Annotated in this window: 15 protein-coding genes; 14 read left to right on the forward strand and 1 reads right to left on the reverse strand. The window is 66.9% G+C overall.

The annotated features are described in order from the left end of the window. Window positions 1-29: 29 nt before the first annotated feature. Window positions 30-767: a phosphonate metabolism transcriptional regulator PhnF gene (phnF, locus tag H1343_RS07885; protein WP_246333465.1), complete on the reverse strand. Its 738-nt coding sequence runs from the start codon at window positions 765-767 to the stop codon at window positions 30-32. Between the two features lie 106 nt (window positions 768-873). Between phnF and phnG the strand changes: the two genes are divergently transcribed. The 14 genes from phnG to H1343_RS07955 all read left to right on the forward strand — a co-directional run bounded on the left by phnG (window position 874) and on the right by H1343_RS07955 (window position 12,141). Then, window positions 874-1,350 (forward strand): phosphonate C-P lyase system protein PhnG, encoded by a 477-nt coding sequence (gene phnG / locus H1343_RS07890; protein WP_246333467.1) that lies wholly within the window; start codon window positions 874-876, stop codon window positions 1,348-1,350. Then, on the forward strand, window positions 1,350-1,949 hold the full coding sequence (phnH, locus tag H1343_RS07895; protein WP_185985325.1) for a phosphonate C-P lyase system protein PhnH: 600 nt from the start codon (window positions 1,350-1,352) through the stop codon (window positions 1,947-1,949). The genes phnG and phnH overlap by 1 nt, the downstream gene beginning before the upstream one ends. 3 nt (window positions 1,950-1,952) lie before the next feature. Continuing rightward, window positions 1,953-3,053, forward strand: a complete 1,101-nt coding sequence (locus H1343_RS07900) for a carbon-phosphorus lyase complex subunit (protein WP_185985326.1) — start codon at window positions 1,953-1,955, stop codon at window positions 3,051-3,053. Beyond that, a complete protein-coding gene (locus tag H1343_RS07905; protein WP_185985327.1) occupies window positions 3,050-3,940 on the forward strand; it encodes an alpha-D-ribose 1-methylphosphonate 5-phosphate C-P-lyase PhnJ in 891 nt (296 codons plus the stop codon). The genes H1343_RS07900 and H1343_RS07905 overlap by 4 nt, the downstream gene beginning before the upstream one ends. After that, entirely contained in the window at window positions 3,937-4,713 is a 777-nt protein-coding gene (phnK, locus tag H1343_RS07910) for a phosphonate C-P lyase system protein PhnK (RefSeq protein ID WP_185985328.1), read from the forward strand. Before H1343_RS07905 ends, phnK begins: the two co-directional genes overlap by 4 nt. Before the next feature lie 3 nt (window positions 4,714-4,716). Further along, a complete protein-coding gene (phnL, locus tag H1343_RS07915; protein WP_185985329.1) occupies window positions 4,717-5,439 on the forward strand; it encodes a phosphonate C-P lyase system protein PhnL in 723 nt (240 codons plus the stop codon). Next, window positions 5,439-6,056, forward strand: coding sequence for a DapH/DapD/GlmU-related protein (locus H1343_RS07920; RefSeq protein WP_185985330.1), 618 nt, complete (start codon window positions 5,439-5,441; stop codon window positions 6,054-6,056). The genes phnL and H1343_RS07920 overlap by 1 nt, the downstream gene beginning before the upstream one ends. A 102-nt stretch (window positions 6,057-6,158) precedes the next feature. Beyond that, complete coding sequence (gene phnC / locus H1343_RS07925) at window positions 6,159-7,007, forward strand: phosphonate ABC transporter ATP-binding protein (protein WP_185985331.1); 849 nt, start codon at window positions 6,159-6,161, stop codon at window positions 7,005-7,007. 30 nt (window positions 7,008-7,037) lie between these two features. Further along, window positions 7,038-8,033 carry a phosphonate ABC transporter substrate-binding protein gene (phnD, locus tag H1343_RS07930; protein WP_185985332.1) on the forward strand — a complete coding sequence of 332 codons (996 nt, stop codon included), beginning with the start codon at window positions 7,038-7,040 and terminating at the stop codon, window positions 8,031-8,033. Between the two features lie 114 nt (window positions 8,034-8,147). Then, window positions 8,148-8,954 (forward strand): phosphonate ABC transporter, permease protein PhnE, encoded by an 807-nt coding sequence (gene phnE, locus H1343_RS07935; RefSeq protein ID WP_185985333.1) that lies wholly within the window; start codon window positions 8,148-8,150, stop codon window positions 8,952-8,954. Next, window positions 8,954-9,643: a DUF1045 domain-containing protein gene (locus tag H1343_RS07940; protein ID WP_185985334.1), complete on the forward strand. Its 690-nt coding sequence runs from the start codon at window positions 8,954-8,956 to the stop codon at window positions 9,641-9,643. Before phnE ends, H1343_RS07940 begins: the two co-directional genes overlap by 1 nt. Then, window positions 9,640-10,779, forward strand: coding sequence for an alpha-D-ribose 1-methylphosphonate 5-triphosphate diphosphatase (locus tag H1343_RS07945; RefSeq protein ID WP_185985335.1), 1,140 nt, complete (start codon window positions 9,640-9,642; stop codon window positions 10,777-10,779). The genes H1343_RS07940 and H1343_RS07945 overlap by 4 nt, the downstream gene beginning before the upstream one ends. After that, entirely contained in the window at window positions 10,769-11,371 is a 603-nt protein-coding gene (gene phnN / locus H1343_RS07950; RefSeq protein WP_185985336.1) for a phosphonate metabolism protein/1,5-bisphosphokinase (PRPP-forming) PhnN, read from the forward strand. Before H1343_RS07945 ends, phnN begins: the two co-directional genes overlap by 11 nt. A gap of 137 nt (window positions 11,372-11,508) precedes the next feature. Continuing rightward, window positions 11,509-12,141 (forward strand): methyltransferase family protein, encoded by a 633-nt coding sequence (locus H1343_RS07955; protein WP_185985337.1) that lies wholly within the window; start codon window positions 11,509-11,511, stop codon window positions 12,139-12,141. The last annotated feature ends 19 nt before the right edge of the window (window positions 12,142-12,160 follow it).

The raw sequence follows: 12,160 nt of genomic DNA on the forward strand, positions 1-12,160 counted from the left end.
GCAGGCTTTTACAGAGTCGGCCGGGGCTCTTATGCGCCTCCGCTCGCCTGCGGGTTGAAGACGAGTTCCATGCGCTCCGCCGGAAATCGCGCGCGCTTGGCTTGGATCGGGCGGCCGTCGGGATCGACGTCGACGGCCGTCGATACAAGTACGATTCCATCGGCGGGCAGCAGCAGATGCTCGGCGTCCGCAGGATGCACCCGCTCGGCGGTGATCCGTGTCTCGCCGCGTCGGTAGTCCGAAAGCCCCTGAGCCTTGAAGGCTTCGGTGACGGAGCCCGTCTCGGCGTAGGCCTGCACGATGCCGGGAAAGCGATCGGCCTCGAAATAAGCGGTGGCAAGCGAGAGCGGCAGGCCGTTCGCCACATGCAAAGTCTCCAGGCGGTGGAGCGGCGTGCCGGGCGCGCATTCCAACATCGTTGCCGTGCGCCCGTCCGCGCGAACCGCGTCCGCCCGGATCAGGCGACCCGCGGCGCTGCGCCCGCCGGCCGCAACATTCTCCGAAAAGCGGGTGCGTGAGCCGACCGGATAGGGAAGGCGCGGCACAGGCGCGTTGACGAAGGTGCCGCGACCACGCTCGGCACGCAGAAGCCCCTCCTGCGCCAAAGCCTGTATGGCCCGCCGTACCGTGTGACGGTTGACCCCGTGCTCGTCAGCCAAGACCGCCTCGGGCGGCAAGCGCTCGCCAATCGTACCGTCTCCGATCGCCGTTCGAATGCGATCCGCCACGCGCCGCCAGCGGGTGATCCCGTCATCCAGATCGTTCAAATCCCAACCTCCATCCAAACGTCATCATACAGTCATCGTCGAGCCGCTAGAAACAACATATCAATATAGTTGTCTATACAAATAGACAAATAATGGCTTTGGACCGATGAGCGCGACGCAGACCCATACTAACGATGACGACCGCGCGGATCGGCGCCGGAAGATGCTCGGTACCCTGACCATCATGCCGGTCGCCGCGATGGCCGAACGCTATGCCGCGCTTGGCGCACTCCCACAGGCGCTGCCGGTGCGCGGGCCCGAAATCGGGCTTGTCATGCTCAATGGACGGATGGGTGGGGGCGGTGCGCCGTTCAAACTCGGCGAAGCGAGCGTGACGCGCGCCACCGTACGCATCGAGAGCGGTGAGATCGGTCAGGCGATGGTTCTCGGACGGGAAACGCACAAGGCGCAGATGATCGCCCATCTCGACGCGCTTTGGCAGCACGATGATTGGCGCGGGATCGTCGAGCGCGAGGTCGTCGTCCCCGCGATGGAAATCGAAGAGGCGGCCGTTCGAGACCGTGCGGAAGAGACGGCGGCCACCCGAGTTGACTTCTTCACCCTGGCGCGAGGAGAAGACTGATGGGATCTCCGATGCAGACGGCCGTCGTCGGTGGCCTCGAAGACCCGGTCTTCGGGTCGCAGGCAATCTTCCGGCAGGTGATGAACGCCTTCGCCGCGCCCGGCACGATCGCCGATCTCGGCGATCTGGTTCAGGCTCCCGAGGGCGTCGTGCCGGCAGCTGCGGCCGTTCTTGCCGCGCTTGCCGATCAGGATACGCCGGTGTGGGTGGCGCAGACCGGTGCGACAGTGGGCGCATGGGTCGCGTTCCAGACGGGCGCCGAGGTGACGGATGAGCCACGCCACGCTGTGTTCGCGCTCCTGCCCGCCGGCATGACCGTGGACGACTGGGCCGAGTTTCCCATCGGGACCGCGCAATACCCAGACCGTGGCGCGACATTGATCCTTCCCGTCGAGGCGTTCGAGGGTGGATCGGAACTCCAGTTGACGGGGCCGGGCATCCAGACCGTGCGCTCGATCGCGCCCCGGGGTCTTCCAGCCGGCTTCGTCGCCGCCCGCGCAGCGGATCGCGAGCGGTTCCCGCTCGGCCACGATCATCTTCTCGTCTGTGGAACGCGCGTCATGGCGCTGCCGCGCACGACGCGCATCCAGGAGGTCTGAATCATGTATGTCGCCGTGAAGGGTGGCGAGGCCGCCATCCGCAACGCCCATGCGCTCTTGGCCGACCGTCGCCGCGGCCCGCGCGACGTGCCGGCGCTCACGCTCCAGCAGATCGTCGGGCAGCTTTCGCTCGGTGTCGACCGCGTCATGGCCGAGGGCTCGCTCTACGACGCGGAACTGGCCGCGATGGCCGTGCGCCAGGCACGGGGTGACCTGATCGAAGCGATCTTCCTCATCCGCGCCTATCGCACCACGCTGCCGCGCTTCGGCGAGGCGCTACCGTTAGACACGGCGGCGATGAGCATCGAGCGCCGTGTGTCGGCGACCTACAAGGATCTGCCGGGCGGCCAGCTTCTCGGGCCGACCTTCGACTATACCCATCGCCTGATCGACCCGGCGATGGCCGGTGACGAGCCGGTCGACGCCCCCGAAAAACGCGACGCCGAGGCGATGCAGCGCGTGCCGCGCGTGACCGACATCCTCGGCGACGAGGCGCTGATCGAGCCCGATGGAGACGGCGAGGGGCCGGCCGGCGACCTGACCCGCGATCCGCTAGAATTCCCGGCCGACAGAAGTCTCAGGATGCAGGCGCTTGCGCGCGGCGACGAGGGCTTCCTCCTCGCGCTCGGCTATTCCACGCAGCGTGGCTACGGGCGGACGCATCCCTTCGTCGGCGAGGTCCGCATGGGCCTCGTGGATGTCGAGGTCGAACTTCCGGATGTGGGGGCGGTCCGGATCGGACAGGTCCGCGTCACCGAATGCCAGATGGTCTCCCAGTTCAAGGGCGCGACCGGCGAGGCTCCGCGTTTTACAAGGGGTTACGGTCTCGTCTTCGGCCAGTCCGAACGCAAGGCGATGGCAATGAGCCTCGTTGATCGCGCCCTGCGGGCCGACGAGTTCGGCGAGGAGCGCCTTGCGCCCGCGCAGGACGAGGAATTCGTGCTGGAGCACTGCGACAATGTCGCGGCCACCGGTTTCGTCGAGCACCTGAAACTGCCGCACTATGTCGACTTCCAGGCCGAGCTCGACCTCCTGCGCAAGCTGCGCGCGGAGTTCGAGGACAGGGCAGGCGACGGGGACGCGCTGAAGGAGGCCGCCGAATGAGCGCCACCGCCGAACTGCCAGCCTACAACTTCGCCTATCTCGACGAAGGCACCAAGCGGATGATCCGCCGCGCGATCCTGAAAGGCATCGCGATCCCGGGCTACCAGGTGCCCTTCGCCAGCCGCGAGATGCCCATGCCCTACGGCTGGGGCACGGGCGGTGTGCAGGTGACGGCCGCGATCCTCGGGCCGGACGATGTCCTGAAGGTCATCGATCAGGGCGCCGACGACACCACCAACGCGGTTTCCATCCGCGCCTTCTTCGAGAAGACGGCGGGCGTCTCCACCACGACGAAGACGGGCGAGGCGACGATCATCCAGACCCGCCACCGCATCCCCGAGGCGCCGCTGACGGCCGGCCAGACACTCGTCTATCAGGTGCCGATCCCCGAGCCGCTGCGCTTCCTGGAGCCGCGCGAAAGCGAGACGCGCACCATGCACGCGCTCGAGGAATACGGGCTGATGCACGTGAAACTCTACGAGGACATTGCGCATCACGGCCATATCGCGACTACCTACGCCTATCCGGTCAAGGTCGAGGGCCGCTACGTGATGGACCCTTCGCCCATCCCGAAATTCGACAATCCGAAGATGCACCGCTCACCGGCGCTGCAACTCTTCGGTGCCGGCCGCGAGAAGCGCATCTACGCGCTGCCACCCTTTACGGATGTCGCGAGCCTTGACTTCGAGGACCATCCCTTCGCGGTCCAGCAGTTCTCCCAAGCCTGCGCGCTCTGTGGCGCAAGGGCCGTATATCTCGACGAGGTCGTCACGGACGACAGGGGCGGGCGGATGTTCGTGTGCTCGGACACCGACCATTGCGAAACGCGCCGCGCCGAAGGGCATGTCGGCGCCGACCTCGAGCGCGATAAGGAGAACGCCTCGTGACCGATCTCCCCATCCTTTCGGTGCGTGGTCTCGAGAAACGCTACGGCGCCCGGATCGGCTGCACCGGCGTGACCTTCGACCTGTGGCCTGGTGAGGTTCTGGCCGTCGTCGGCGAATCCGGCTCGGGCAAGACGACGATGCTCAACTGCATCTCGGCGCGCTTGGAGCGCTCGGCCGGCAGCGTCCGCTACCGGATGCGCGACGGCGAGATGCGCGACCTCAGTGATCTGAGCGAGGCCGAACGCCGCTTCCTGATGCGCACCGACTGGGGCTTCGTCCACCAGAACCCGATCGACGGGCTGCGCATGCGCGTCTCGGCCGGTGCCAATGTCGGCGAGCGGCTGATGGCCGTCGGCGAACGACACTATGGGTCGATTCGCGAGACGGCGAGCGAGTGGCTGGGGCGCGTGGAGATCGCGCAGACCCGCATCGACGACCAGCCCGTCGCCTTCTCGGGCGGCATGCGCCAGCGCCTCCAGATCGCCCGCAACCTCGTCACCCATCCGCGGCTCGTATTCATGGACGAGCCGACCGGCGGCCTCGACGTCTCGGTCCAGGCGCGTGTTCTCGATCTCCTGCGCGGGCTCGTCGCCGATCTCGGCCTCGCGGTGGTGATCGTCACCCACGACCTCGCCGTGGCGCGACTCCTCTCCCAGCGGATGATCGTCATGAAGGACGGCCGCGTCATCGAGGAGGGGCTGACGGACCGGGTGCTCGACGATCCGCGCCACGCCTACACCCAACTCCTCGTCGCATCGATCCCGGAGTCCTGAGCCATGTCTTCCGACAAGAGCGTCAGCCTCGCCGTGTCCGGCGTCGCCAAATCCTTCCGGATGCATCTGCGCGGTGGTGTCGAGCTGCCCGTCGTCTCAAACGTCGATTTTGATGTCCATGCCGGTGAATGCGTCGTCCTCGGCGGGCCTTCGGGCGTCGGCAAGTCCTCGATCCTGCGCATGGTCTACGGCAATTACGGCATTGATGGCGGTCGCATCGAGGTGAGGGACCGCGAGAGCGGCGTCATGCTCGACCTCGGCGCCGGCGATCCGCGTCTCGTGCTCGCGCTCCGCCGCACCAGTATCGCCTATGTGAGCCAGTTCCTGCGGGCCGTGCCGCGCGTTTCGGCGCTGGACGTCGTCGCAGAGCCGCTGACGATCCGGGGCGTCGAGCGGGACGAGGCGCGCGAGCGTGCGAACGCCATGCTGCGACGCCTCAACCTGCCGGCCGCGCTCTTCGACCTGCCGCCCGCGACGTTCTCGGGCGGCGAGAAGCAGCGCGTGAATATAGCGCGCGGCCTCCTGACCGATCATCCGGTGCTGCTGCTCGACGAGCCGACGGCTTCGCTCGACGCGGCCAATCGCGAGGTCGTGGTGGAGATGATCGGCGAGAAGCTTGCCGCTGGCGTCGCAATCCTCGGTATCTTCCACGATGAGGTCGTGCGCGACCGCGTCGCGAGCCGCATCGTCGATGTCTCGGCCTTTTCGGCGCGGGAGGCGGCGTGATGGCCAAGCTCAGCGAAAACACGCCGCTCGTCCATCCGACCGCCGAGGCGAGCGACACGACCCTCGGTCGCTACACCGAAGTGGAGGCGCGCTCGCGCATCTCGGAAAGCGAACTCGGCGATTACTCCTACGTGATGCAGGACTGCCAGATCTGGGCGTCGCGCATTGGCAAGTTCGTCAACATCGCCAGCCATGTGAGGCTCAACGCCACCAATCACCCGACGTGGCGCGCGACGCTTCACCACTTCACCTACCGCGCCGGCGACTATTTCGATGGTGCGTCGGACGAGGCCTCGTTCTTCGACTGGCGGCGCGAGAATGCCGTCACGATCGGCCACGACGTGTGGATCGGCCACGGCGCGACGGTGCTGCCGGGCGTGTCCGTCGGCAATGGTGCGGTGATCGGCTCCGGCGCTGTCGTCTCGAAGGATGTTGCGCCCTACACGATCGTCGGCGGCGTTCCGGCCAAGCTGATCAGGGAGCGCTTCGGCCCTGGCATCGGCGAGAGAATGGACGCGCTCGCGTGGTGGGACTGGCCGCACGATCAGCTCTTTCAAGCACTTGAGGACTTTCGCGGCCTCGATGCCGAGGCCTTCCTCGAACGCTACGCCGCCTGACGCGTGAGCGTCATCCAACCTTCATCGGATCATCATCCCGCACACATGGCTCATGCCTAGATGGATGGTTCGGGAGCCCGCAGCATGGACGGAGACATCTCGATGACTGCGATCAAAGTCGCCAATCTTTCCAAACACTTCGGCCAGACGCAGGCGTTGAAGCATGTCGGGCTCGAGATCGCCGCGGGCGAGATGGTCGCCCTGATCGGCGCATCCGGCTCGGGCAAGTCGACGCTCATCCGCCACATCGCCGGTCTGGAGCTCGGCGAGCGCGAGGGCGGGCGGATAGAGATCTTCGGCCGCCTCTTGCAGGAGGGCGGCCGGCACGGCGCGGCCGCGCGGGAACTGCGCGGCGAGGTTTCAGTAATCTTCCAGCAGTTCAATCTCGTCGGTCGGCTGTCCGTTCTGACCAATGTCCTCGTCGGACTGCTGGGACGTATCCCTCGCTGGCGAGGCACCTTCGGCCTTTTTGCGCGCTCCGAGCGCAGCGACGCCCAGCATGCGCTTTCGCGCGTCGGCATTCCGCAGGTCGCGCGTCAGCGGGCCTCGACGCTTTCCGGCGGCCAGCAGCAGCGCGCCGCGATCGCCAGGACCCTCGTCCAGAAGGCTCGTATCCTGATAGCCGACGAACCGATCGCCTCGCTCGACCCGGCGTCGGCGCGGCGCGTGATGGACGTCCTGTCGAGCATCAACCGGGACGAGGGGATCACCGTCCTCGTCTCGCTGCATCAGGTCGAGTTCGCCAAGGCCTACTGCCCGCGGACCATCGCCATGCGTGACGGCGAGGTCGTGTACGACGGCCCTTCAGCGGCGCTCACCAACGAATTCCTGTCGGGCCTCTACGGCGCGGCATCGGAGGAACTGATCCTGCCGGATGGGCCGGCGGAGCATGCCGAACGGGCGCTTCCCGCCTGGACGGAAAAAAAGACCGCGACGCTTCAGACCGCCTGAGGCGCCGGCAACCTTACTATCGGAGACGACATGAACGCTTTTCTCGTCAGAATGGCGGCGCTTTCGCTCGCCTCGACTTTCGCCACCGGCGCCTACGCGCAGGAGACCATCAACTTCGGCATCATCTCCACCGAGTCGCAGCAGAACCTGCGCACGCTGTGGGAGCCGTTCCTCGACGACATGGAAGAGAAGACCGGCCTGACGGTCGAGCCGTTCTTCGCGTCCGACTATGCGGGCGTCGTGGAGGCGATGCGTTTCGGCCAGGTCCAGATGGCCTGGTACGGCAACGCCTCTGCCATGCAGGCTGTCGACCGCGCCGATGGCGAGGTGTTCGTGCAGACGGTCGCGGCCGATGGCAGCCCAGGCTACTGGTCGGTGCTCATCGCTCCGGTCGATTCTGAGCTGACGAGCCTCGAGGACGTGCTGGTGTGCGACCAGACGCTCGACTTCGGCATCGGAGACGTAAACTCGACCTCCGGCTATCTCGTGCCGATGACCTTCGTTTTCTCGGCCAACGACGTCAATCCGCGCGACTGCTTTGCCAACGTCACCAATGCCAACCACGAGACCAACGCCATGGCGGTCGCCAACGGCCAGGTCGATGTTGCGGCGAACAACACTGAATCGATGGCCCGCATCGAGCAGAACGACCCGGAAGCCTTCGCCCGGATCAAGGAAATCTGGCGCTCGCCGCTGATCCCGTCCGATCCGATCGTCTGGCGCACCGACCTGCCGGACGAGACGAAGGAGACCCTCCGCGACTTCTTCCTGACCTACGGGACCGACGAGTCCGACGGCGACGTTGAAGCCGAGCGCGAGAAGCTCGCCGCTCTGTCCTGGTCGAACTTCCGCGCCTCGTCAAACGATCAGCTTCTGCCGATCCGCATCATGGAGGCGACGCGCCAGATGAGCGGCCTCGAGACCGATACCACCATGTCGGACGAGGCCAAGGAGGCGCGTCGCGCCGAGCTGCAGGCCCAGATCGACGAGTACCAGGCCGCACTCGACGCCCAGCCGCAGGGCTGAGGCCGAAGACGGAGCTGCGGCGGCGGGACCCAGCGCCCTGCCGCCGCCTCCGGCACACCTTCCATGAACGATGTCGTCCGCCGTCGGCGGAGACGAGACGGTAAGGACAGACCCATGACCACTGCGACGCAGAGCCAGCCGGCCGCTGCTCGGCCGGGCGACTCGGGACGGATGTTCTACAATGGCCTGATCTGGGCGGTCATCGTCGCGCTGCTCGTCTGGAGCTGGGGGCCGGCGCAGATGTGGCGGATCCCAATGCTGGGCTCCAATGCCGGCAACATGGCGGAATACGCTTCGGGCTTCGCCAGCCCCGACTTCTCCCACTGGCGATTCTATCTGGAAGAGATGATCGTCACGATCCAGATCGCGATCTGGGGGACCTTCCTGGCCGTTGTCTTCTCGGTGCCGTTCGGTATCCTGTCGGCGCACAACATGGCGCCTGGCTGGGTCCTTCAGCCGGTGCGCCGTCTGATGGATCTCTTCCGCGCCATCCACGAGATCGTCTTCGCGGTGCTTTTCGTCGTGGCCGTCGGCCTCGGCCCCTTCGCCGGCGTCATGGCCCTGTTCATCCACACGACGGGCGTTCTCGCAAAGCTCTTCTCCGAAGCCGTCGAGGCGATCGATCCCCGGCCGGTGGAGGCGCTGCGCACGACCGGGGCGTCCCGCGTGCAGCAGGTGATCTTCGGCGTTATCCCGCAGGTCATCCCGCTCTGGATTTCCTTCTCGCTCTATCGGCTGGAATCCAATATCCGTTCGGCGACCGTCCTCGGCCTGATCGGGGCCGGTGGCATCGGCCAGGTGATGTTCGAGAACATTCGCGGGTTCTACTATGAGGAGTCGGCCGCCATCCTGATCATCGTCGTCCTCACCGTCTCGCTGATGGACCTTCTGTCCCAGCAGATCCGCCGCCGCGTCATCTGATGCGCGCGGCGATCTACTACGCCCCGGCGCCCGGCACGGAGATCGCAGGCACTGCTGCCGAATGGCTCGGGCGCGATGCCTTCTCGGGAGAGGCGACCCGCGAGGCGGACGGCGGCATCGATCCACTGGTCGCCGAGCCGGCACGCTACGGCTTCCATGCAACGATGAAGGCACCGTTCCGGCTTGCCGATGGCTGCAATCTCGAAGTGCTGTCCGAGGCGCTGGCCGCTTTTACGGCGCGTCGCGACAGCGTGACGATCAACACACTCGCCCTGCAGCAGATCGACGGGTTCTTCGCGCTCGTTCCCGCGGATGCCGAACCGGAGCTGGATGCGCTTGCGGCAGAGACGGTCGAGGCCTTCGAGCCGTTCCGTGCGCCGCTGACGAGCGCCGAGCGAGACCGCCGCCGGCCGGAACGTCTGTCCGAGCGGGAGCGCGAGCTTCTCGACCGATACGGCTACCCGTATGTGCTCGACGCGTTCCGCTTCCACATGACGCTGACGGGGCGGATCGGGGACGGCGCCGAGGACGTCGGCCGCATCCTGTCCTCGCGCTTTGCCTTCGTCATCGACAGGCCCCTGCCCATCGACGCTCTCACGCTGTTCGTCGAGCCTGAGCCTGGCGCCCCCTTCCGCGCCCACGCCCGCCACGCATTCCAGTCCCCTGCATCCGAGCCTTCAGCCCCATGACCGAGACCCTCTTCAAGAACGCCTCCATCGTCCTGCCTGATGAGGTCATCCACGGCAGCCTGCTCGTGCGTGACGGTGTCATCGCCGATATCGCGTCTGGGGCTGCGGCCGGCGGGGGCGAGGACATGGGCGGCGACACGCTCATTCCCGGTCTCGTGGAACTGCACACCGACCATATAGAAGGCCACTATCTGCCGCGCCCGCGCGTGCGCTGGAACATGATGGCGGCGCTCCAGGCGCACGATGCGCAGATCGCGGCCTCCGGCATCACGACGGTCTTCGACGCCCTGCGCGTCGGCATGGACGAGGATGCCCAGCTCGGGTCCGAGGACATGCGGGCGATGGCCGACACGATCGAGGCCGCGAGCGAAGAGGGGAGGTTGCGCGCCGACCACTTCATCCACCTGCGCTGTGAGGTCTCTGCGCCCGACGTGACAGAGAGCTTCGAGGTGATCTCGGGCGGAAAGCGCGTTCGCCTGGCCTCGCTCATGGATCACGCGCCCGGCCAGCGGCAGTTCGTCGATCTCGACACGTACCGCACCTACTACCAGCGCAAGATGAAGATGACGGATGTCGAGTTCGAGGCGTTCTGCCACCGGCGCGTCGCTGAATCCGAGGCCAATTCGGCGCCGAACCGCCGCGCGATCGCGCAAGCGTGTCTTTCGGCCGGCATCGCCATTGCCTCGCACGACGACGCGACAGCCGAGCACGTGCGCGAAGGGGCCGAACTCGGTATCACACTGGCTGAATTTCCGACCACGGCCGAGGCGGCCGAGCATTCGGTGAAGGCCGGTATGCTGGTGCTGATGGGCGCACCCAATATCGTGCGTGGCGGCTCGCATTCGGGCAATATCTCGGCGGCCGCTCTTCTCGACAACGGCACGCTCGACATCCTCTCCTCGGACTATGTTCCGTTCAGCCTCGTCCAGGCGGCGTTCCATCTCGTGGAGAGCGGCAGCCTCGATCTTCCGGCGGCGATCCACCTCGTCTCGACCAATCCCGCGAAGGCGGCGCGTCTCGACGACCGTGGCGCCATCGCCATCGGCCGGCGCGCCGACCTCGTTCGCGTTCGCCGCGCCCCGGGGATGCCGCCGCTCGTAGCAGGCGTTTGGCGGGAGGGCGCCCGTGTCGCCTGAGCCTCGGCCGCAAGACGCGGACAGTCCGGCCGCCGGATGCCTCGTGGCGGTGGTCGGGCCGAGCGGCGCGGGCAAGGACACGCTGATCGCTGGGGCAATCGCCGAGCTGGCGGGGGAGGACTGGGTGCGTTTCGCCCGCCGCGTCGTCACGCGCCCTGCGCACGCGGCCTCGGAGGACCACGACAGCCTCGACGACGATGCCTTCGCGCGGGCCGAGGCGGCCGGCACCTTCGCCCTGACGTGGCGGGCACACGGCCTGCGATACGGGCTGCCGAGCGCCATCGTGAGCGAGGTCCATAGCGGGCGGGTCGTCGTCGCCAATCTCTCGCGCCGCGCGCTGCCGGCGGCGGCCGCCTCCTTCGAGCGCATCAGCGTGGTCGAGATCACGGCCGAGCCGGAGGTTCTCGTTGCACGTATCCTGGCGCGGGGCCGCGAGGACGAGGCAGCGGCTCGCAGGCGGGTGGCCCGCCGTGTCGACGTGATCCTGCCCGAGCGATGCTGCTGCGTTCAGCGCATCGACAATTCCGGTGGCATCGAGGAGGCTCTCGGCGCGTTCGTGCGGCATTTGCGACAGGCGGGCGGACAAGGCTGACACGCGGCGCCTTCAAGAAGGCGACGCCGCAACAATTCGACATCGAAAGACGCCGTGCGAGGGCTTTCGGGCGTCTATCACCGGAGGCATCACGCGGTGTCCGATCCGGCCCGCCTCCACCGATGCGGGAGCCCGTCATGTCGCAAACCGCCCTTCTTCGACGCGATCTCGGCAGGGTGCAGTCGCAGCGCAAGACGACCATTCGGCTTCTCGTCCTCCTTGCCCTGCCGCTTTTCGTTCTGGCTACTGGCAACGCGCCGGCAGGCTCGTTGCAACGCGATACGACGGAGGCGATCGGGCTCGCCCTCGTGTTTCTCGCGATCCTCGGGCGGGCCTGGTGCACGCTCTACATCGGCGGGCGCAAGATCGACCGCCTGGTCGTGACCGGACCGTACTCGATGATGCGCAACCCGCTCTACGGATTTTCCTTTATGGGGGCGGCCGGCCTCGGGGCGCAGACCGGCAGCGTCATGCTTGCCTGCGGTTTCGCACTCGCGGCTTATCTGGTTTTCCTGCCGGTGGTGCGCCACGAGGAGCGCGCGCTTCATCGCATGTACGGCTCGACCTACGGCGACTACTGCCGCAACGTTCCGCGCTTCCTGCCGAAGCCGAGCCTGTGGCTGGAGGAGCGCTCGCTCGACATCGATCCCGTCCGCTGGCGCCAGACAGTGGTCGACGCGCTGCTCTTCCTGCTCCTCGTGCCAGCCGTACGTGGCCTCGCAGAGCTTCAGGCGGCATTGCCGGGCCTCACGCTCCTGCGTCTGCCTTGATTCTTAGAGCGATGCGCCG

It is taken from the genome of Aureimonas mangrovi (assembly GCF_014058705.1).
GTDB classification, from domain to species: Bacteria; Pseudomonadota; Alphaproteobacteria; order Rhizobiales; family Rhizobiaceae; genus Aureimonas; species Aureimonas mangrovi.